The organism is Acidovorax sp. JG5, assembly GCF_017939685.1.
Classification (GTDB): domain Bacteria; phylum Pseudomonadota; class Gammaproteobacteria; order Burkholderiales; family Burkholderiaceae_C; genus Acidovorax.
On record NZ_JAGKSE010000009.1, the window covers coordinates 41,588 to 61,074 of the forward strand.

Genomic DNA, 19,487 nt, shown 5'->3' on the forward strand with positions numbered 1-19,487 from the left:
GCCCACCGGATGTGGACAATGGCGCCATGCTGAATGTTCTGTCCATCTGTATCGGCGCCAGCCTCGGCGCGCTGGCCCGCTGGCGGTTGGGCCTGTGGCTCAGCGGCCCCGGCGCGCTGCTGCCCTGGGGCACGCTGGCAGCCAATCTGGTGGGCGGCTACCTCATCGGTTTGTGCGTGGCGACCTTCCAGGCCCTGCCCCAGATCGATCCCGCCTGGCGCCTGGCGCTGGTCACCGGTTTTTTGGGGGCGCTGACCACGTTTTCCAGCTTCTCGGCCGAGGTGGTGACCATGCTGCAGCAGCAGCGCTACCTGCTGGCAGCCAGCACCACCGGGCTGCACCTGGGGGGCTCGCTGCTCATGACCCTGCTGGGCCTGCAGACGGTGGCACTGGTGTTGACCACCCGCCACTGACGGGTCGGCGGTTTCTCTGCGTTCCTGCCGCCTGAATCACTATCTTTTTCATAGCTTACAGCGCACGACTGCAAAGCGTAAAAGCGCTTTTTGCCTATAAAATCCGGCAGAGCCCGCAAGGCAATGGTCGGGCCATGTCAACACCCCCACTCTCACAGTCCGGCCCCGCCGCGACGCCTGGAATCCCCATGGAAGCCAACACCCAACTCAACGAACGCCGCCTGGCCGATGCCTGGGCCGAGCTGCACGCGCACGCCAACAACGACAACCCCTTGCACGCCGATGCCTACCGGCTCGCCTTTGCCGACCCCGAATTCATGTTCCGCCGGGAGACGCGCGGCATCCGGTTCCAGCTGGAAATGCTCAAGCCCGACCTGGGCCAGGCCGAGCAAGGCATCGAGAACACGGTGGTGGTGTTTGGTAGCGCCCGCTTTGTGGCGCCCGACGAGGCGGCGGCCCAGTTGAGCGCCGCCGAAGCCAGCGGCGACGCAGCACAACTGCAGCGTGCACGGCAGGCCGTGCGCAACGCCCGCTATTACGACCTGGCGCGCCAATTCGCCGGCCTCGTGGCCAACTACAGCGAGCGCCAGCGCCCCGCCGACCGCATCTACATCTGCACCGGCGGCGGCCCCGGCATCATGGAAGCCGCCAACCGCGGGGCCCACGAAGCCGGCGCGCTGAACGTGGGCCTGAACATCGGCCTGCCGCACGAGCAAAGCGGCAACCGCTTCATCTCGCCCTCGCTGAGCTTCAAGTTCCACTACTTTGCCCTGCGCAAGATGCATTTCATGATGCGCGCCAAGGCACTGGTGGCGTTCCCCGGCGGGTTTGGCACGCTCGATGAACTGTTCGAAGTGCTCACCCTGGTGCAGACCGGCAAGGCCAAGCCGGTGCCCATCGTGCTGTTTGGCGTGGACTACTGGAAGCGCCTGATCAACTTTGACGTAATGGTCGAAGAAGGCACCATCGCGGCCAAGGACCTGCAACTGTTCCACTTCACGGACGACCCGCAGGAAGCCTGGGGGCTAATCAAGGCTTTCTACAAGCTCTGATCCGATTTCACAACCAGGCAACCACGCGCGCCAGCGCCCGGTTCACGGCAGGTCGTCCTCAAGGTCCAGGCCGGGTAGAGCCGAGGGGCTGGCGCCAGCCAGCGGCACGGCAGTGTCGGGCGCGGGCAGGTCCTGCACATCGCGCAGCTTGCGCTGGATGGCGCGGGTGCGCACGCCCACCTCGTCAAACTTCTTGGCGGCAGCGTCGATGGATTTCTTGGTGGCCTCGACCACATCGCCAAACTTGGCGAACTCGGTCTTGACCATGCCCAAGAGGCTCCACACCTCGGACGAGCGCTTTTCAATCGCCAGCGTCTTGAAGCCCATCTGCAGGCTGTTGAGCATGGCGGCCAGGTTGGCCGGGCCGGTGATCATCACGCGGCAGTCGTTCTGCACGGCTTCGACCAGGCCGGGTCGGCGCATCACCTCGGCAAACAGGCCTTCGGTGGGCAAATACAGCACGGCAAAGTCGGTGGTGTGCGGGGGCGAGACGTATTTGGCAAAGATCTTCTTGGCTTCGAGCTTGATCGAGGTCTCGAACGCGTTGCCTGCCGATGCGATGGCGGCCTTGTCGGCGGCGTCCTGCGCGTCCATCAGGCGCTGGTATTGCTCCACCGGGTATTTGGAGTCGATGGGCAGCCACACGGGGTGCTCGTCGTTCTTGCCGGGCAGGCGGATGGCGAACTCGACCAGCTCGTCGCTGCCCGGCACGGTCTTGACGTTGCGCGCAAACTGGTCGGGCGTGAGCACGTTGTCGATGATGGCGCCCAGCTGCATTTCGCCCCAGGTGCCGCGCGACTTCACGTTGGTCATCACGCGCTTCAAGTCGCCCACGCTGCCGGCCAGCGTTTGCATCTCGCCCAGGCCCTTGTGCACCTGCTCGAGCCGGTCGCTCACCAGCTTGAACGATTCACCCAGGCGCTGCTCCAGCGTGGCGTGGAGCTTTTCGTCCACCGTGCGGCGCATTTCTTCAAGCTTGGTGGCGTTGTCCATCTGGATGGCGCCAAGCCGCTCGTTGAGCGCCGTGCGCAGCTGCTCGGCGTTGTGCTGGCTGCCCTGCACCAGGCCGGTGAGCTGCTGCGAGACGGCGTCTTGCAACACCGCAAACTGGTTCTTGATCTGGTAGCTGTTGCCTTCGAGCTGGTCCTTGAGCGCTTGCGACATGACTCCCAGCTGCGACTGGGTGTCGCTCTTGAGCGAATCGAGCGTGAGGCGCGTGGCCGCGTCCAGTGCCGTGAGGCGCTGCTCCAGCCGTGCCTCGAACACGCCAAAGGCCGCCAGCAGCTCGGCGCGGCCGTTGCGCGATTCAGCCACCGTTTGCGTCAAGCGCTCATCGACCGCGTGGCGCAGGGTTTCGAGCGTGGTTTGCGTGGCCTGCGTGAAGCCGCTGAGCTGTTGGGCCAGCGCATCCATGGCGCCATCGTTCTTGGCCACGGCCAGTTGCGTGGCCTGTGCGGTGCCTTCCAGCACCTGCAGGCGCGCCAGCCATTCGGGCGGCAAATCAACACGGGGGCGGCGCACCAGCAACAGCACCAAAAGCAGCAACACCAGGGCCAGCGCGGCCAGCGCGGCCAGCAAAACGAGCGTGTCAGTAGTCAAGGAATTCACTATCTTTTATATAGCTTCTAGCGCTTATCTCATAAGCGCTAGAAGCCGATTTCATTCAAAACTCAGGCCAATCGCACTGCAGCCGGCTGGTTCACCGGCGTGAGCGGCCCGCGCCCGCCAAAAAAGGCGATCAGGTTATCGGCCGCCAGGTTGGCCATGGCCAGGCGCGTGGGCACGGTGGCGCTGGCGATGTGCGGCGTGAGCACCACATTGGGCACGGTGAGCAGGTCGGGATGCACGCTGGGCTCGCCCTCGAACACATCCAGGCCCGCCGCCGCAATGCGCCGCTCGCGCAGCGCCACGGCCAGGGCCGCGTCGTCCACGATACCGCCGCGTGCAATGTTGATGAGCGTGGCCGTGGGCTTCATCAGCGCCAGCTCGGCAGCGCCAATGGTGTGGTGCGATGCCGGCGTGTAGGGCAGCACCAGCACCACATGGTCGGCCGTGCGCAGCAGCTCGTCCTTTTCGACATAGCGGGCCTTGCATTCGGCCTCCAGCGCGGGCGACAGGCGCGAGCGGTTGTGATAGACCACATTCATGCCAAAGCCGTGCGCGCCGCGCTTGGCAATGCCCTGCCCGATGCGGCCCATGCCGATGATGCCGAGCGTGCTGCCGTGGATGTCGCTGCCGGCAAACATGTCATAGCGCCAGGTGGTCCACTTGCCGGCGCGCAGGTAATGCTCGCTCTCGGTCATGCGCCGGGCCGTGGCCATGAGCAGCGCAAAGCCGAAGTCGGCCGTGGTTTCGGTCAGCACATCGGGGGTGTTGGTGCCCTGCACGCCAGCGGCGGTCATGGCGTCCACGTCGAAGTTGTTGTAGCCCACGGCCATGTTGGCCACGATTTTCAGGCGCGGCGCGGCGGAGAGAAGCGCGGCATCGATGCGCTGGCTGCCGGTGGTGAAGGCGCCGTCCTTGTCGGCCAGCCGCGCGGCCAGCTCCTGGGGCGACCAGATCACGTCATCGGGATTGGATTCGACCTCGAAATGCTGCGCCAGGCGCTCCACCACTTCAGGAAAAATCGCGCGGGCGACCAGGATGCGGGGTTTGCTCATTTTTTTATCTCCATTGTGTTGTGCGTCGATCACCGCTGATGAAACTGGCGCGATCCAGGCCAGGGCCGCCGAGCAAGGGCCGCCCTGCAGCGAGGGCGGCGTCCCCCTTCCCGCAGCGCGTAGCGATGCGAGAGACGGGGGAAGCGACAAAGTCGCTCAGGGGGGTGTACTTCACTTGAACCAGATAAAGGTCATCACCACGAACAGCGGCACCAGGATGCCAAACGACCACAGCATGTAGCCAAAGAAGCTGGGCATCTTCACGCCGCGGTCTTCGGCAATGGCCTTGACCATCAGGTTGGGCGCGTTGCCGATGTAGGTGTTGGCACCCATGAACACGGCGCCCGCCGAAATGGCCGCCAGCGTGGGGGCCAGCGTGGTCATGAGCACGGCGGGGTCGCCACCGGCGGTATTGAAGAACACCAGGTAGGTGGGGGCGTTGTCCAGGAACGAAGACAGCACCCCGGTGGCCCAGAAATACATGGCCGGGTCGGGCGATCCGTCGGGCCGGGTAACGGCGGCGACGATGCCGCCAAACGGCCCGTTGACGCCCGCCTTGAGCATGGCAATCACGGGGATGATCGTCAGGAAGATGCCCGCGAACAGCTTGGCCACCTCCTGCATGGGGCCCCAGCCGAACTGGTTGTCGGCATGGACCTTTTTGGGCGTGAGCCAGAGCGAGGCCAGCGTGACGAGGACCAGGCCCACATCGCGCACGATGCCGGGCAAGCCGACCTCGGTGCCCGCAATGTTGAACACCACGGGCGATTTCCAGAAGCCGCTGAGCAGCACCAGCGCCACCACCGCACCCAGCAGGGCAAAGTTGACCTTGCCATCAAAGCCGATGGCGCGGGGGTCGCGGGTGTCGGGGGTCGGGTCTTGCGGTTTCACCTCTTTGTTGCGGCGGTAATACCAGCTGTCGAGCGCATAAAACAGCACCAGCAGCACGCCCACCAGGAACAGCGTCTCCTGGAAGATATGGGCCACCGTCCAGAAGAAATCCACGCCCTTCAAAAAGCCCAGGAACAGCGGTGGATCACCCAGCGGCGTGAGCGAGCCACCCGCGTTGGAGACGATGAAAATGAAGAACACCACCACATGGGCCACATGCTTGCGGTTGTCGTTGGCGCGGATCAGCGGGCGGATCAGCAGCATGGATGCCCCCGTGGTGCCCATGAAGCTGGCCAGCACGGCACCGATGGCCAAAATGGCCGTATTGAGCCCCGGACTGCCATGCAGATTGCCGCGGATGTAGATGCCGCCCGACACCGCGAACAGCGCCGTCAGCAAAATGACGAACGGGATGTATTCGGCCAGCAGCGCGTGCACGAAGCTGGCGCCCGCCACGCCGGGGCCGAACACCACGGCAAACGGCACCAGAAACGCCAGCCCCCAGGCCACCGCCACCTTGCCGAAATGGTGGTGCCAGAAGATGGGCGCCAGCAAGGGCACGAGCGCAATCGACAGCAAGATGCCGGCAAACGGCACGCCCCACAGCATCGAAAGGCGGCCGCCGTCAATATCGGCGGCGCAGGCCAGGCCTGGCAGCGCGCACAGGGCGGCTGCGGTCAGCCAGCGGTAAATCGTCATGGGTCTGTCTCCTTCTTGTCGAGGGTTGGATGGGGCTGGATTGCCCTGCACCCCGCGCACGGCGCGGGCAGCATTATCGGTGCAATCAGGGCACCGACGGAATCTCGAACACCTGGCGCAGATAGGCCAGGTATTTCTCGTCATCGCACATGCCCTTGCCGGGCGTGTCGGACACCTTGGCCACGGGCTGGTCGTTGCAGCGCGTCATCTTGATGACCACCTGCAGCGGCTCGTAACCCAGATCGTTGGTGAGGTTGGTGCCAATGCCGAACGCCAGCTGGCAGCGCCCCCGGAACTGCTGGTACAGCTCGATGGTGCGCGGTACCGTGAGGGCGTCGCTGAAGATCAGCGTCTTGGTCAGCGGGTCCACACGGTGCTTGCGGTAGTGGTCGAGCAGGCGCTCGCCCCAGGCAAACGGGTCACCGCTGTCATGCCGCGCGCCGTCAAAGAGCTTGCAGAAATACAGGTCGAAATCGCGCAAAAAGGCGCTCATGCCGTACACATCGGACAGCGCAATACCCAGGTCGCCCCGGTATTCCTTGGCCCACATTTCAAAGCCGAACACCTGGCTGTCGCGCAGGCGCGGGCCCAGCGCCTGGCAGGCCTGCAGGTATTCGTGCGCCATGGTGCCGAGCGGCGTCACACCGAGCTTCATGGCATAGAGCACATTGCTGGTGCCGGCAAACTGGCCGGGGCCGGGCGGCGCGCCCGGACGGCGGTCGCCGGTGCCCAGACGGGCCACCAGCACGCGCAGCAACTCTTCATGCCACGCGCGGCTGAAGCGCCGGCGCGTGCCGTAGTCGGCGATCTTGAGGTCGGCCAGGCCATCGGCCTGCAACAGCGCCATCTTGTCGTCCAGGCGCCGGCGCCCCTCGGGGAAATCGGGCACCTTCTGCGTGTTGCGAAAGTACACCTCGTTCACGATGGCCAGCACCGGAATCTCGAACAGGATGGTGTGCAGCCAGGGTCCACGGATGGTGATGTCGATCTCGCCCGAGGGCTGCGGCGTGACGGTGATGTATTTCTCGTTCAGCCGGAACAGGCCGAGAAAATCGACAAAGTCGCTCTTGATGAAGCGCAGCGAGCGCAGGTAATCGAGCTCGTCGTCCTGGAACTGCAGGCTGCACAGCGAGCGGATTTCCGAGCGAATTTCAGCCACATAAGGCGCCAGCTGCGCGCCGGGGTTGCGGCATTTGAATTTGTATTCGACCTGCGCACCCGGAAACTGGTGCAGCACCACCTGCATCATGGTGAACTTGTACAGGTCGGTGTCGAGCAGACTGGTGATGATCATGGTGAGGCGGGGCCACGGCAGGGCGGCCTGGGGATGCAAAAACCATCGCTGGCGAAGCCAGGGGCTCCAGAGTGTAGGCCATCAGGCGCATGCAGCCACTGTCCAAAGGCCCAGAACATTCCCGGTTGCAAAATATATGTCAAATATGGCTCTAGTGCTTACGCATAAAGCGCAAGTAGCTATATTTTATATAGCAAAATACTCACCCACCCACCACCAGCGCCTGCAGCACGGCACGCAAGGGCTCAGGCACCGGCACGGGCCGGCGCGTGGCGCGGTCCACGTACACATGGACGAAATGCCCGGCGGCGGCGCACAGCGGCTCGCCCTGGGCAAACAAACCCACCTCGTAACGCACGCTGGAGCCACCCAGCCGCGCCACGCGAATGCCCGCCTCCACGGTCTGCGGAAACGCCAGCGGGGCAAAATAATTGCACTGGGTTTCGATCACCAGGCCGATGGTTTCACCGGTGTGGATATCGAGCACGCCGTGCTCGATCAGGTGCGCGTTCACAGCCGTGTCGAACCAGCTGTAGTAAACGACGTTGTTCACATGGCCATAGACATCGTTGTCGGCCCAGCGGGTGCTTATGGGGCGGAAGGCCCGGTAGGCGCTGCGCGGCTGCGGCGCGGGGCGCGCTGCTGACTGGGCGGGTTGGGCGGGCTGGTCAGCCTGGGAAGTGGTGGCAGTGGCGGCAGTGGCGGCAGTGGTCATGGCCGAGCATTCTGCCAGCGCGCATGGTATTGCTGCGCCACCCGCCAGGTCGTCAGCTGCGCCTGCAGTGTGTCGGCCATGTCACGGCCATAGCCCCCGGCCATGGTGAAGGCCAGCGGCACGCGGCGCTGCCAGGCCCAGTCGAACACCCGGCGGTCACGCGCCTCCAGGCCGTCGTGGCTCAGCGCGAGGCGGCCCAGCCGGTCGCCCACATGCGGGTCGGCGCCCGCCAAATACAGCACCAGCCCGGGCGCAAAGCGCTGGTCCAGCGTGTCCAGCGCCTGCTCCAACGCATGCAAATATTCGTCGTCCGCGCAGCCGTCGGGCAACTCCACATCCAGATCGCTGGCCTCCTTGCGGAACGGAAAGTTGCGAGCCCCGTGCAGTGACAGCGTGAACACACTGGCATCGCTGCGAAAGATATGTGCCGTGCCATTGCCCTGGTGCACATCCAGATCGATCACCGCCACCCGCAGCGGCTGCCCCGTGCCACCGTCGAGATCAGACGCCCTTTCGGCCTGCATGAGACGCGCAGCCACGGCGATGTCGTTGAACACGCAAAACCCGCTGCCCTTGTCGGCATAGGCGTGGTGCGTGCCACCCGCCAGATTGCCCGCCAGCCCTTCGCGCAGGGCCACGCGGCATGCCGCGATGCTGGCCCCCACGGAGCGCCGCGCACGCTCGGCCATCGCCTCGCTCCACGGAAAGCCAATCTCCCGCTGCGCGGCTGCAGGCAGGGTGCCAGAAGCTATCGCCTGGATGTAGCCCGGCGTGTGCGCCAGGGCCAGTTCGCCGTCGAATGCCGTTGGGGCCACCTGCAGCAGCACCTGGGGCAACTGCTGCGCCAGAAGGTCACGCAAAAGCCGGTATTTCGCCATGGGAAAACGGTGCCCCTCAGGAAGAGGCAACACAAAATGGTCCGCGTAATAGGCATGCATGACGGGATTGTGGCAACCCCACGGCCGCTGGGGAGTCGCCCCTAATATGCTGCATTGCAACAAAAACTGCTTGCAATTGAACTCCAACTCCCTAGAATTCAATCCATGCTGCACTGCAACATGACTTTACCGAGTCAAGGTCAGCGCAGATGTCCGTAAGCCACCTTGACCCATCCGGGTTCCATTTTTTAGGAGATATGACATGTCGCTGACCGCAGAACAAATCCTGGCATCCCACAAAGCCAACATCGAAACCCTGTTCGGCCTGACCACCAAGGCCTTCGAAGGCGTGGAAAAGCTGGTTGAACTGAACGTGACCGCCACGCGCGCTGCCCTGTCGGAAGCCGCCCAGCACACCCAGGCAGTCCTGGGCGTGAAGGACGCACAAGAACTGCTTGCCCTGCAAGCGGGCCTGTTCCAGCCCCTGGCTGAAAAGACCGCCGCCTACAGCCGTCACCTGTATGACATCGCCTCGAGCACGGGCGCCGAATTTGGCAAGGCTCTGGAAACCCAGACCACCGACGCACAAAAGTCATTCGCCAACCTGGTGGACAGCGCCGCCAAGAACGCCCCCGCCGGTTCCGAAACCGCCGTTGCCGTGATGAAGAGCGCCGTGGCCGCTGCCAACAATGCGTTCGAATCGGTGCAAAAGGCTGTCAAGCAAGCCTCTGACGTGGCCGAAGCCAACTTCAACGCCGTCGCCAGCACGGCTGCCGACGCCGCCAAGTCTGCCGCTCCCCGCAAGCGCTAAGCCACGCACTGCGCTGGCATTGGAGCTGAAACCCTAGCCAGCAATCAGGGATTACCCTGATGATCAACCCATCATCCCGAATCAGGGACTACCGGTTGTCTCCTTGGATCCTCTCGAAACCCCCCGTTTCAGGGATCCCTTTAAAGCCCAATCTCAGGATTGGGCTTTTTTTTTGGCCATGCCCCCATTACGTATTGCGAAGCCTGCCCCAGGGCTTCCTGCAAGCAATGCGCAGGCGCCGATCCTTTCCCTGGAGGTGCGTCAGATGCTCACACGCCGGGCCATGGCTTCGCCCAGCTGGATGGGGCGTGCTGGCGCCCAATCGAGGTTGAACTGCAGTGGCCCTTGTGGGAACAGCATCACCACGGTAGAGCCCAGCAGAAAACGGCCCATTTCTTCGCCCTGCTGCAAGCTCACCGTGCCCGGTGCGTAGTCCCATTGCCGCAGCTGGCCCGTGCGGGGCGGATTCACCTGGCCGTGCCATACGGTGGCCATGCTGCCCACGATGGTGGCGCCCACCAGCACCAGCACAAAAGGCCCGTGGTCGGATTCGAAGACACACACCACGCGCTCATTGCGTGCAAACAGGCCCGGCACACCACGCGCCGTGGTGGGGTTCACGGAAAACAGGTCGCCCGGCACATGCACCATGCGCGTGAGCCGACCCGCGCACGGCATGTGGATGCGGTGGTAATCGCGTGGGCTCAGGTACAAGGTGGCGAAATGGCCGTGCTCAAAGCGTGCGGCCAACGTTGCATCGCCCCCAACCAGCGCAGTGGTGGAGTAGTGGTGGCCCTTGGCCTGAAAGATCTGGTCTTTGTCCAGAGGGCCGAACTGGCTGATGGCACCGTCCACCGGGCAAACCAGATCGGTTGCTGCCAGCGGGCGCGCGCCAGGCTTGAGCGCACGCGTGAAGAAGTCGTTGAAGGACGCGTAGCTGGTGATGTCGGGATTGGCCGCCTCTGCCATGTTCACGTTGTAGCGGGCCACGAAGCGGTGTATCGCCGCGGTAGTTAAACCACCCAGCTGCGCTGAGGCTAATTTTCCGGCCAGCGTGGTAAGGGCTCGTTTGGGCAAGAGGTATTGCGGCAGCACTGCCAGGCGATCGGACACGGGGGAAGCCCTCAGGGACGAAAGCGGCCGATTCTATCGGCCGCATGGTGCGAGGCATCGTGCCATGCATTTACGCATGCCTTGGCAGCGACGCAAACAGGTTCTGCGCATTCTGGCTGCAGCAAAATCCTTGTGCTGCAGAGTTCGGCAAAATCCTGGACCAGCCGGTGCTTTCCGCGCGATCTTTTTGAAAAGGGAGTGTCAGGATTGCTGTGTGGTAAGCGCAACCCGGCGCTGCTCAACCTCTGGCAGGCCATGCCGCAAGTGCAGCCCGGCTGAGCATTCTGGTCGTGTGCTGCGCTGCGGCATTACTCGCCGTGCATCAGGCAACAATGAACCGCGGATCAAGCTCCTGGTGCGCGAAATCGCGGACATGCTCGACAAACTCCGAGACGAGCATGGACGGACCTCGCCGTGCAGGTGTCAGCACGGTGAAGTCTGTCAGCATCGTCGGCTCAAACGGCAGGAAGACCACGCCGCGCTCGCCATACTCCATGGCGGAAACCGCGTCCACCACCGCCACCCCAAGACCTGCGGCGACCATCGCGATCAGCCCTGCAGAGACCTGCGTCTCGACCTGCAGCACGCGTTCGATGCCATAGGACGCGAACAAGGCGTCCAGCTTCAACCGCAAGTCGGGCTCAGGCGGATACGACAAAAAGGCTTCTCCTGCCAGATCGACCGGACGGATCACTTTGTGGCCCGCCAAACGGTGGTCCGACGGTAGCGCGCAGACGCTGCGTGTCGAGAGCAAGAGTTCGCCGTGCGCACCGATGTGCCCCATGCTCAGGATGACGAAGCCCACGTCGCAGCGCTCTCCCATGACCATGTCCATCACCGTGCGTGAGGAGTGGTTGGCCAGGGAGACGCGCACGTCCTTGTGTGCCTTCAAAAAACTGGCAATGGCGCGGGGCAGGAACGACAACGCCATCGCAGGCGCTGCGGCAATGCTCAACAAGCCACGTTGCAGCTGGCGAATGTCCTCCGCCGTGCGGGCGATCCGCTCCACCCCGATCAGCGAACGCTCCACTTCTTCGTAGAGAACCTGCGCTTCCGAGGTCGGTTGCAGTCGCCCCTTGATGCGCAAGAACAGCGGGAATCCGACGCTCTCCTCCAGGTCGGTAATCAGGCGCGTAACAGCCGGTTGCGATACATGCAGTGCGTCAGCCGCGCGCGTGACGGTCTGCCAGCGCATCACTTCGCGGAACGCTTCGAGTTGGCGGATTTTCATGAAATTAAGTATATGTTTGAATGTTATGGATGTTCCAAAAAAAATGATTATTCAAGAACGTCGACAAGCAATAATCTTCTTCCTACGAGATAAAAACTCGTAAAACCCAATTTGGTGCGCCATAACATGAGTGCATCATATTAGGGAAAACACTACCTTTTTTGGTGCAAAGGACCCTTTATGAAACTCTCTTCCGTTCGTGCCACATGCATCGCGGCATTGACCTGCGCTGCCTCGATGACCGCATTCGCACAGCAGCCGACCACGCTTTACGTTGCTTCCTATGGAGGCTCCACGGAGACTGCTTTCCGGGAAAAACTCATTCCCCAGTTCGAAGCCAAGAACAACGTGAAGATTGTTTACGTTGCCGGCAACTCCACCGATACGCTCGCCAAGCTGCAGGCGCAAAAGGGCAAGCAGGAGCTCAACGTGGTGCTGATGGACGATGGTCCCATGTACCAGGCGGTGCAGTTCGGGTTTTGCGACAAATTGGGCGACATGCCCGTGCTGAAGGACCTCTACCCCGTCGCACGCATGACCGACAGTGCCGTCGGCATCGGTGTGATCGCCACCGGCCTGGCGTACAACGTCGAGGCCTTCAAGAAGGCCAACCTGCCCGCGCCGGATTCATGGGAGGCACTGACGGACAAGCGCTTCGCCCAGAAGGTCGCCATCCCCCCGATCAGCAACACCTACGGCCTGCACGTACTGCTAACCTTTGCGCGTCTTCGCGGCGGCGACTACAAGAACATCGATCCGGGCTTTACGGCCATGACGCGTGAAGTCGGCCCCAATGTGCTGGCGTGGGAACCGTCGCCGGGCAAGATGGCTGAGCTATTCCAGAACAAGGACGTCCTCTTGGCCGCCTGGGGCAGCGGACGGGTTCAGGCGCTGAAAGACACCGGATTCCCCGTGCAATTCGTCATCCCCAAGGAAGGCGCACCCGCACTGTTGACCGCCGCTTGCCCCGTGGCCGGCAACAGCGCCCCGGCTTTGTCGCGGGCTTTCGTGCAATACCTGCTCACACCCGAAGTGCAAACGGTGCTTGCGGATACCCAGGGTTGGGGTCCCGCCAACAGCGCCACGAAGCTGGCACCGGCCGTGGCTGCCAAGGTGCCGTACGGCAAGGAGCAGGTCGACCGTCTCTTGCCGACCGACTGGAAGACCGTCAACGAGAAGCGGGCGGAATGGACCAACCGCTGGAATCGCACGGTTGAGCGTTGAGTTTCGGAACCACGAGGAGACCCACGCATGTCCTATCTTCAAATCAAACAGCTCGGAAAAACCTTTGGCGACTTCACTGCGGTCGAAAGCATCAGCCTGAGCGTCGAGAAAGGGGAGTTCATCTCCTTGCTCGGGCCCTCAGGCTGCGGCAAGACCACCACCTTGCAAATGGTGGCCGGCTTTGTCGATCCCACACGCGGTCGCATCCTGCTGCATGGCAATGACATCACCCACACGCGCCCTGAAAAGCGCGGAATGGGCGTCGTGTTTCAGAGCTACGCGCTGTTTCCCCACATGACGGTGGCTGAGAACATCGGCTTTGGGCTGGAGATGCGTGGTGTTCCGCGTGCCGAAAGGCTGCGGCGGGTGGACGAGGCGCTCGATCTGGTTCGCCTGCCGGGCCTGGGCAAACGGTTCCCGAAAGAGCTTTCGGGTGGCCAGCGCCAACGGGTGGCCATTGCGCGTGCACTGGCCGTGCGGCCTGAGGTGCTGCTGCTGGACGAGCCCATGTCCAACCTGGACGCCAAGCTGCGCGAGAACATGCATGTGGAGCTGCGGTCCATTCAGCAGCACCTGGGCATCACGACGATCCTGGTCACACACGACCAGGTGGAAGCCATGACGATGAGCGACCGCATCGCACTGATGCACGGTGGGCGGATTGTCCAGCTGGCCACGCCGTATGAGGCGTACGAGCAGCCCAATTGCTCCTTCGCATCGACGTTCCTCGGCAAAACGAATGTCTTCGGCGGCACGGTGGAGTCGAGCAACGACCGGTTCTGGGGCGTGCGCGTGGGCCAGACGCTGATGGAGGTGCCGAGCGACGCGCGCCAGATCGGCAAGGACGTCAACGTGTACTTGCGACCCGAAAAAGTGACGCTGGCCGAGGCCGGGCAAGGTGTGCCCGCAACGGTGCGCACACGCCTGTTCCTGGGCAACCACTGGCTGCTTGAGCTCGATAGCGAAATCGGCCCCTTGAGTGTGAGCCACATCAATATCGGCGCTGCACCGCCGGCAGTCGGTGCATCGGTGAGGGTGAGCTGGCTGCAAAGCGACCTGCGCATTCTGGATACGGAGGCAGCCCATGGCTGACGCAATGACAGCCCGTGCACCCCTGACGCCGCCAGGTTCTGGCCCGAAACGCGGCGCTGGTGCGCCCTGGCTCCTGAGTGCGCCTGCGCTGCTCCTGCTGCTGGGCCTTCTGGTCATCCCGCTGGCGCTCACCGCGGTCCTTTCCTTCAACGCGTTTGACGGAACGCGCGGCATCCTGCCGCAGATGACGCTCGCCAACTACGCCGAGGTACTGGGAGACGGTTACTACCACGAGATTTTCCTGCGCACCGCAGGGCTGGCATTGGCGGTGACGCTGCTGTCGGCGCTCTTCGGGGTGCCTGAAACCATCATCCTGTCCCGCATGAAAGCGCCATGGCGCGGCATCTTCCTCATCGTGATCCTCGGGCCGCTGCTGGTGTCGGTCGTGGTGCGCACGTTGGGCTGGGCCATCCTCATGGGGAACAACGGCCTGATCAACGAAGCGCTCACGGCACTGGGCGTGATTGATTCGCCGGTGCGCATGCTGTTCTCCATGACCGGTGTGGTGATCGCACTCACCCATGTGCTGATGCCATTCATGGTGATCTCCGTGTGGGCGTCGCTGCAGAAGCTCGATCCGCAGGTGGAGAACGCGGGCCTTTCGTTCGGCGCATCGCCGTTCACGGTGTTCCGCCGGGTGATCCTGCCCCAGATCGTTCCCGGGATCCTGTCGGGTGGAATCATCGTCTTCGCGCTTGCGGCATCGGCCTTTGCAACGCCATCGATCATCGGCGGCCGGCGCCTGAAGGTCGTGGCCACCGCTGCCTATGACGAATTCCTGAGCACCTTGAACTGGCCGCTTGGCGCGGCGATCGCCGTGCTGCTGCTGATCGCCAACATCCTGGTCATCGTCGCGTTCAACCGTTGGCTTGAGCGGCGCTACCGCCAAGTCTTTGATCTTTAAGGCTGGGGAACCCCATGCGTAAAAACGGCTTTCTCTCCCTTCTTTATCACACGCTGTTCATTGCGTTCATCGTTGCGCCGCTGCTGGTCGTGGTGCTCGTCTCGTTCACCAGCAAGGGCTATATCTCCCTGCCCACGGATGGGCTGTCGCTGCGGTGGTTCCGTGCCATCGGTGGCGCCAACGAAATCGTCAATGCGTTCTGGCTGTCCCTGTGGCTTGGGCTCACCAGCGCGACGGTGGCCGTGCTGTTGTCTGTGCCTGCAGCGCTGGCGCTGGTGCGCTATCGCTTTACCGGCCGTGGCGCCCTGACGGCGTTCTTCATGTCGCCACTGATGATTCCGCACGTAGTGCTTGGTGTCGCCTTCTTGCGCTTCTTCGGAACGGTGGGCGTGACGGGCTCGTTCTTCTGGCTGTGCCTCACCCACGTCGTCGTGGTGATGCCTTACGCACTGCGCCTGGTGCTGGCATCGGCGACCGGCCTGGAGCAAGACGCGGAGCGCGCCGCACTGTCGTTGGGCGCGAGCCGCTTCACGGCGTTCCGCCGCATCGTGCTTCCCATGATCCTGCCGGGTGTCGTGGGGGGCTGGATGCTCGCCTTCATCCAGAGCTTCGATGAGCTGACGATGACCATCTTCGTCGCCACGCCGGGCACCACCACGCTGCCCGTCGCCATGTACAACCAGATCGCCCAGACCATCGACCCGCTCGTGGCGTCTGTGTCGACCGTACTCATTGTCGGCACGTTCGTTCTGATGCTCTTGCTCGACAGGATCGTGGGCCTGGACCGTGTGCTGATCGGCAAGGGTTGACTCCTGCGAGAACACCATGAAAACCAATGATCTGATTGTGGTGGGTGGCGGGCTCGTGGGTGCGTCCGTGGCCTATGGGGCCGCCCGCCTGGGGTCGCGCGTTCTGATCCTGGATGAAGGCGACACGGCATTCCGGGCTTCCCGGGGTAACTTTGGCCTGGTCTGGGTACAGGGCAAAGGGTTCGGCATGGCGCCCTACGCGCAGTGGACCTGCCAGTCCGCCGCGCAGTGGCCCAAGCTGGCCGAAGAGCTGCTCAGCGAGACGGGCGTCGATGTGAGCCTGCGCCAGCGCGGTGGATTCCATCTTTGCTTCTCCGACGAAGAGATGGAAGCACGGCGCCAGCGGATGCAGTCGATCCAGGACGATCTGGGCGGCAACTACCCGTTCGAGATGCTCCGGCACGCGGCGCTGAAAGAGCGTCTGCCGCTGATCGGCCCCGAGGTCGCCGGGGCGAGCTACACGCCGATGGATGGACACGTCAACCCGCTGAAGTTGTTGCGGGCCCTGCACACCGCCTGCATCAAGCGCGGCGTGGCGCTCAAGACGGGGCACCGGACGGAGCGCGTGCACAAACTGCCGGGTGGCGGTTTTGAGGTGCTGGCCGCAGGCGAGCGATTCCACGCTGCGCGCGTCGTGTTCGCCGCCGGGCTGGGCAACCGTGCGCTGGCGCCGCTGGTCGGCCTGCACGCGCCGGTCGTGCCCAACCGGGGCCAGGTGCTGGTGAGCGAGCGCACGGAAAAATTCCTCGATCAGCTGACCACATTCATACGCCAAACCGATGAGGGCACGGTCCAGCTGGGCGACTCCATGGAGGATGTCGGCCTCAATGACGGCACCACGGCTGACGTTCTGGCATCGATTGCGCGCCGGGGCGTGCGCTCCTTCCCGGCACTGGCGGGGTTGCGGCTGGTGCGTGCGTGGGGCGCACTGCGTGTTCTGTCCCCTGATGGTTTCCCCATCTACCAAGAATCCACCGACCAACCGGGCGCCTTCGTCGTGACCTGCCACAGCGGGGTCACGCTGGCGGCGAATCACGTCTTCAGCATCGCTCCCTGGCTCGTCGGCAATGAGGCCCCTGAAGGCGTTGACGCGTTCTCAGGAGACCGCTTCCTCGACCCCGAAAAGGAATTCACCCATGGCCACTAATTCGCACTTCCGCTCTCTTGCGAACCCCGATGAAGGCGCACCAGTGACCTTCAGCTTCGACGGTCGCACATGCACAGCCCCGTTGGGCACCACCGTGGCGGCAGCGCTGCTGGCCAGCGGTGTCTCGACGTTTCGCAGCACGCCCGTCAGCGGTGCGCCGCGTGCCCCCTATTGCATGATGGGCGCGTGCTTCGATTGCCTCGTCGACATCGACGGGCAGCCCAACCGCCAAAGCTGCATGGTGGTCGTGCAAGAAGGCATGAGCGTTCGCACGCAGAAGGGTGCCCGTTCCCTCGGCGTCACGCACCAGGAGGTGTCGCATGCCCACTGAACGCTTTGATGTCGCGGTGATCGGTGCCGGGCCCGCAGGCATGTCGGCGGCCACGACGGCCGCACGCCATGGAGCCCGCGTTGTCTTGCTCGACGAGCAGCCGGCGGTGGGCGGGCAGATATACCGCGCGGTGAGCCAGGTGTCCGATCGCCGCCGCAATCTGCTGGGGCCGGACTACGCGGCCGGGCTGGGGATTGCCGCCAGTTTCCAGGCCAGCAGCGCGTTGCATCTGAATGATGCCGCCGTCTGGCAGGTGACGCCGGGTGGGGAAGTCCACTACATCCGCCAAGGCAAGGCGGCGATGGTGTCGGCCGAGCACGTCATCCTGTGTACCGGCGCGATGGAGCGCCCCTTCCCCATCCCCGGCTGGACGCTGCCTGGCGCCATGACGGCAGGTGCTGCCCAGATCCTCTTGAAGACCGCGGGCGTCGTTCCGGCGGAGCCGGTCGTTCTCGCCGGATGCGGGCCGCTGCTGTACTTGCTCGGTTGGCAGTATGTGCGGGCTGGCGTGCCTATCCGTGCGCTGGTCGACACCACGGCATTTGAAGACTACCGCCGTGCGGCCGTCCACCTCGGGGGGGCGCTCAGGGGCTGGCGCTACCTGCGCAAGGGCCTGGCACTCATGCGCGAGCTCAAGCGTGCAGGCGTACCGTTCCATACCGGCGCTTGCGACCTGGCGGTGCAAGGCGTGGATGGCGTGGAGGCCTTGACCTTCAACGCTGGCGGCAAGGCCCACCGCATCGACACGTCAACCCTGTTGCTGCACCAGGGCGTCGTGCCGAACACGCAGTTCACCTGGTCCTTGCGCGCCCAGCACCATTGGGATGATGTGCAGCTGTGCTGGCAGCCGGATGTCGACGAATGGGGCGCACTGAGTGTTCCCGGGGTTTCCATTGCGGGCGACGGCGCGCGCATTGGCGGGGCAGTCGCCGCGGCATTGCAGGGCGAACTGGCGGCCCTGGGGGCGCTGCACACCATGGGCAAGCTGCCACTGGCGCAGCGGGATCGGCTTGCGGCGCCCCAGCGCGACGAGCTCCAGCGCAACTTGCAGATTCGCCCGTTTCTTGACGCGCTTTACCGGCCCAAGAAAAGCAACCGTGTTCCTGCGGACCATGTGATCGTTTGCCGGTGCGAGGAAGTCAGCGCGGGGGCCATCCGCAACTTTGTCGGGCTGGGTTGCCAGGGGCCGAACCAGGCCAAGGCGTTCGGTCGATGTGGCATGGGTCCATGCCAGGGACGGCAATGCGGTCTGACGGTCACCGAAGTCATGGCGGACGCGCGCGGGGTGTCGCCGCAAGAGGTGGGCTACTACCGCATTCGCCCCCCCATCAAACCGATCTCTTTGGGCGAGCTCGCCGCCCTCGAATAAGAGTCCATTTTTTTAACCCTCAAGGAAGGATTTTCCCCATGTCAGAAATCAAACGCTACGACTCGAACGCGCGCCTCTCGCGCGTCGTGGTACACAACGGCGTGGCCTACATCGCGGGCGTGACGGCCAGCAACACCAGCGGCGATGCCAAGGCCCAGACCCTCGACATCCTCGCCAAGATCGACGGCTACCTTGCCAGCGTCAACATCGACAAGACGCGCATGCTGACGGTTCAAATCTGGCTCAAGGACATTGATCGCGACTTTGCCTTGATGAACGAAGCGTGGGCCGAATGGGCACCCAAGGACGCGCTGCCCACGCGCGCGACCGGTGAAAGCCGACTGGCGACTCCCGATCTGCTGGTCGAGATCATCGTCACGGCAGCGATCTGAGCAGCCGCCACCCGCGCCAACCAAAGAGGCCGCATTCGCGGCCTCTTTTTTTAATCCCGCAACCTGCTCGGTTGCGTGACGAGCGCAGGGTAGCTCAAAGGACTGCTGCGGTGACGACCACCTCGATGCGCCAATCAGGGCGCGCAAGCAGGGCTTGTACCGTGGCGCGGGGCGGGGCATTGGACTGGTCCACCCATGCATCCCAGACGGCGTTCATCCCATCGAAATCGGCCAGGTCCGCCAGGTAGATGGTGGCCATCAGAATCTGCGACTTGCTGCTGCCAGCCTCGATCAGCAGGCGATCGACCATGGCCAGCACTTCTTCGGTCTGGCCGGCAATGTCCTTGCTCGCGTCGTCGGCGACTTGTCCCGCCAGGTAGACGGTGCCGTTGTGCACGGCTGTCTCGGACAGGCGTTTTCCCACATGAAAGCGTTGTACGTTACTCATTTAATGGACTCCTA

The 19,487-nt window shown here is 63.7% G+C and carries 21 protein-coding genes; 12 read left to right on the top strand and 9 right to left on the bottom strand.

Annotated features, from left to right (window positions below):
• Nucleotides 1–26 precede the first annotated feature (26 nt).
• Nucleotides 27–413 (top strand): fluoride efflux transporter CrcB, encoded by a 387-nt coding sequence (gene crcB, locus J8G26_RS11300; RefSeq protein WP_210568990.1) that lies wholly within the window; start codon nucleotides 27–29, stop codon nucleotides 411–413.
• Nucleotides 414–601: 188 nt separating this feature from the next.
• Complete coding sequence (locus J8G26_RS11305; protein WP_210568991.1) at nucleotides 602–1,465, top strand: TIGR00730 family Rossman fold protein; 864 nt, start codon at nucleotides 602–604, stop codon at nucleotides 1,463–1,465.
• A gap of 42 nt (nucleotides 1,466–1,507) precedes the next feature.
• Here J8G26_RS11305 and rmuC read toward each other — a convergent pair whose 3' ends face one another.
• From rmuC to J8G26_RS11335, 6 genes are all read right to left on the bottom strand, one after another.
• The gene (gene rmuC / locus J8G26_RS11310) at nucleotides 1,508–3,064 is read right to left on the bottom strand and encodes a DNA recombination protein RmuC (protein ID WP_210568992.1); all 1,557 of its coding nucleotides are present in this window, start codon (nucleotides 3,062–3,064) and stop codon (nucleotides 1,508–1,510) included.
• 71 nt (nucleotides 3,065–3,135) lie between these two features.
• Nucleotides 3,136–4,125, bottom strand: a complete 990-nt coding sequence (locus J8G26_RS11315) for a D-glycerate dehydrogenase (protein WP_210568993.1) — start codon at nucleotides 4,123–4,125, stop codon at nucleotides 3,136–3,138.
• Nucleotides 4,126–4,296: 171 nt separating this feature from the next.
• Nucleotides 4,297–5,715, bottom strand: coding sequence for a sodium:proton antiporter (locus tag J8G26_RS11320; RefSeq protein WP_210568994.1), 1,419 nt, complete (start codon nucleotides 5,713–5,715; stop codon nucleotides 4,297–4,299).
• Between the two features lie 85 nt (nucleotides 5,716–5,800).
• The gene (gene pncB / locus J8G26_RS11325) at nucleotides 5,801–7,009 is read right to left on the bottom strand and encodes a nicotinate phosphoribosyltransferase (RefSeq protein WP_210568995.1); all 1,209 of its coding nucleotides are present in this window, start codon (nucleotides 7,007–7,009) and stop codon (nucleotides 5,801–5,803) included.
• A gap of 202 nt (nucleotides 7,010–7,211) precedes the next feature.
• Complete coding sequence (locus tag J8G26_RS11330) at nucleotides 7,212–7,724, bottom strand: thioesterase family protein (RefSeq protein WP_210568996.1); 513 nt, start codon at nucleotides 7,722–7,724, stop codon at nucleotides 7,212–7,214.
• Entirely contained in the window at nucleotides 7,721–8,662 is a 942-nt protein-coding gene (locus J8G26_RS11335) for a histone deacetylase (RefSeq protein ID WP_210568997.1), read from the bottom strand. The genes J8G26_RS11330 and J8G26_RS11335 overlap by 4 nt, the downstream gene beginning before the upstream one ends.
• Nucleotides 8,663–8,864: 202 nt before the next feature.
• On the opposite strand from J8G26_RS11335, the gene J8G26_RS11340 reads away from it, so the two are divergent.
• The gene (locus J8G26_RS11340; RefSeq protein ID WP_210568998.1) at nucleotides 8,865–9,413 is read left to right on the top strand and encodes a phasin family protein; all 549 of its coding nucleotides are present in this window, start codon (nucleotides 8,865–8,867) and stop codon (nucleotides 9,411–9,413) included.
• A gap of 261 nt (nucleotides 9,414–9,674) precedes the next feature.
• On the opposite strand, the gene asd is transcribed toward J8G26_RS11340, so the two are convergent.
• A complete protein-coding gene (gene asd, locus J8G26_RS11345; protein ID WP_087745327.1) occupies nucleotides 9,675–10,526 on the bottom strand; it encodes an archaetidylserine decarboxylase in 852 nt (283 codons plus the stop codon).
• A gap of 81 nt (nucleotides 10,527–10,607) precedes the next feature.
• Here asd and J8G26_RS11350 point away from each other — a divergent pair, with 81 nt between their 5' ends.
• Nucleotides 10,608–10,805, top strand: a complete 198-nt coding sequence (locus J8G26_RS11350) for a hypothetical protein (RefSeq protein WP_088132884.1) — start codon at nucleotides 10,608–10,610, stop codon at nucleotides 10,803–10,805.
• A 43-nt stretch (nucleotides 10,806–10,848) separates the two neighbouring features.
• Here J8G26_RS11350 and J8G26_RS11355 read toward each other — a convergent pair whose 3' ends face one another.
• Entirely contained in the window at nucleotides 10,849–11,757 is a 909-nt protein-coding gene (locus tag J8G26_RS11355) for a LysR substrate-binding domain-containing protein (RefSeq protein ID WP_087745325.1), read from the bottom strand.
• A 180-nt stretch (nucleotides 11,758–11,937) separates the two neighbouring features.
• Here J8G26_RS11355 and J8G26_RS11360 point away from each other — a divergent pair, with 180 nt between their 5' ends.
• Genes J8G26_RS11360 through J8G26_RS11395 form a run of 8 tightly spaced genes read left to right on the top strand, consistent with a single transcriptional unit; the run spans nucleotide 11,938 to nucleotide 19,025 of the window.
• Entirely contained in the window at nucleotides 11,938–12,981 is a 1,044-nt protein-coding gene (locus J8G26_RS11360; RefSeq protein WP_210568999.1) for an ABC transporter substrate-binding protein, read from the top strand.
• A gap of 27 nt (nucleotides 12,982–13,008) precedes the next feature.
• Complete coding sequence (locus J8G26_RS11365) at nucleotides 13,009–14,073, top strand: ABC transporter ATP-binding protein (protein ID WP_210569000.1); 1,065 nt, start codon at nucleotides 13,009–13,011, stop codon at nucleotides 14,071–14,073.
• Nucleotides 14,074–14,077: 4 nt separating this feature from the next.
• Nucleotides 14,078–14,977: an ABC transporter permease gene (locus J8G26_RS11370; RefSeq protein ID WP_246881371.1), complete on the top strand. Its 900-nt coding sequence runs from the start codon at nucleotides 14,078–14,080 to the stop codon at nucleotides 14,975–14,977.
• 14 nt (nucleotides 14,978–14,991) lie between these two features.
• Nucleotides 14,992–15,786, top strand: coding sequence for an ABC transporter permease (locus tag J8G26_RS11375; RefSeq protein WP_087745315.1), 795 nt, complete (start codon nucleotides 14,992–14,994; stop codon nucleotides 15,784–15,786).
• Between the two features lie 16 nt (nucleotides 15,787–15,802).
• On the top strand, nucleotides 15,803–16,933 hold the full coding sequence (locus tag J8G26_RS11380; RefSeq protein ID WP_087745313.1) for an FAD-dependent oxidoreductase: 1,131 nt from the start codon (nucleotides 15,803–15,805) through the stop codon (nucleotides 16,931–16,933).
• Nucleotides 16,923–17,264 carry a (2Fe-2S)-binding protein gene (locus tag J8G26_RS11385; protein ID WP_087745310.1) on the top strand — a complete coding sequence of 114 codons (342 nt, stop codon included), beginning with the start codon at nucleotides 16,923–16,925 and terminating at the stop codon, nucleotides 17,262–17,264. Before J8G26_RS11380 ends, J8G26_RS11385 begins: the two co-directional genes overlap by 11 nt.
• Nucleotides 17,254–18,633, top strand: a complete 1,380-nt coding sequence (locus J8G26_RS11390; RefSeq protein WP_210569002.1) for an FAD/NAD(P)-binding oxidoreductase — start codon at nucleotides 17,254–17,256, stop codon at nucleotides 18,631–18,633. Before J8G26_RS11385 ends, J8G26_RS11390 begins: the two co-directional genes overlap by 11 nt.
• Before the next feature lie 38 nt (nucleotides 18,634–18,671).
• Entirely contained in the window at nucleotides 18,672–19,025 is a 354-nt protein-coding gene (locus J8G26_RS11395) for a RidA family protein (RefSeq protein ID WP_087745308.1), read from the top strand.
• Between the two features lie 94 nt (nucleotides 19,026–19,119).
• Here J8G26_RS11395 and J8G26_RS11400 read toward each other — a convergent pair whose 3' ends face one another.
• On the bottom strand, nucleotides 19,120–19,473 hold the full coding sequence (locus J8G26_RS11400) for a RidA family protein (protein ID WP_087745306.1): 354 nt from the start codon (nucleotides 19,471–19,473) through the stop codon (nucleotides 19,120–19,122).
• Nucleotides 19,474–19,487 lie beyond the last annotated feature (14 nt).

Bases quoted from the DNA above. Each gene is read 5' to 3' on its own strand.
- crcB (WP_210568990.1), top strand. From the start codon at position 27: ATGCTGAATGTTCTGTCCATCTGTATCGGCGCCAGCCTCGGCGCGCTG.
- J8G26_RS11305 (WP_210568991.1), top strand. From the start codon at position 602: ATGGAAGCCAACACCCAACTCAACGAACGCCGCCTGGCCGATGCCTGG.
- J8G26_RS11315 (WP_210568993.1), bottom strand. From the start codon at position 4,125: ATGAGCAAACCCCGCATCCTGGTCGCCCGCGCGATTTTTCCTGAAGTG.
- J8G26_RS11320 (WP_210568994.1), bottom strand. From the start codon at position 5,715: ATGACGATTTACCGCTGGCTGACCGCAGCCGCCCTGTGCGCGCTGCCA.
- pncB (WP_210568995.1), bottom strand. From the start codon at position 7,009: ATGATCATCACCAGTCTGCTCGACACCGACCTGTACAAGTTCACCATG.
- J8G26_RS11330 (WP_210568996.1), bottom strand. From the start codon at position 7,724: ATGACCACTGCCGCCACTGCCGCCACTGCCACCACTTCCCAGGCTGAC.
- J8G26_RS11335 (WP_210568997.1), bottom strand. From the start codon at position 8,662: ATGCATGCCTATTACGCGGACCATTTTGTGTTGCCTCTTCCTGAGGGG.
- J8G26_RS11340 (WP_210568998.1), top strand. From the start codon at position 8,865: ATGTCGCTGACCGCAGAACAAATCCTGGCATCCCACAAAGCCAACATC.
- J8G26_RS11355 (WP_087745325.1), bottom strand. From the start codon at position 11,757: ATGAAAATCCGCCAACTCGAAGCGTTCCGCGAAGTGATGCGCTGGCAG.
- J8G26_RS11360 (WP_210568999.1), top strand. From the start codon at position 11,938: ATGAAACTCTCTTCCGTTCGTGCCACATGCATCGCGGCATTGACCTGC.
- J8G26_RS11365 (WP_210569000.1), top strand. From the start codon at position 13,009: ATGTCCTATCTTCAAATCAAACAGCTCGGAAAAACCTTTGGCGACTTC.
- J8G26_RS11370 (WP_246881371.1), top strand. From the start codon at position 14,078: ATGACAGCCCGTGCACCCCTGACGCCGCCAGGTTCTGGCCCGAAACGC.
- J8G26_RS11375 (WP_087745315.1), top strand. From the start codon at position 14,992: ATGCGTAAAAACGGCTTTCTCTCCCTTCTTTATCACACGCTGTTCATT.
- J8G26_RS11380 (WP_087745313.1), top strand. From the start codon at position 15,803: ATGAAAACCAATGATCTGATTGTGGTGGGTGGCGGGCTCGTGGGTGCG.
- J8G26_RS11385 (WP_087745310.1), top strand. From the start codon at position 16,923: ATGGCCACTAATTCGCACTTCCGCTCTCTTGCGAACCCCGATGAAGGC.
- J8G26_RS11390 (WP_210569002.1), top strand. From the start codon at position 17,254: ATGCCCACTGAACGCTTTGATGTCGCGGTGATCGGTGCCGGGCCCGCA.
- J8G26_RS11395 (WP_087745308.1), top strand. From the start codon at position 18,672: ATGTCAGAAATCAAACGCTACGACTCGAACGCGCGCCTCTCGCGCGTC.
- J8G26_RS11400 (WP_087745306.1), bottom strand. From the start codon at position 19,473: ATGAGTAACGTACAACGCTTTCATGTGGGAAAACGCCTGTCCGAGACA.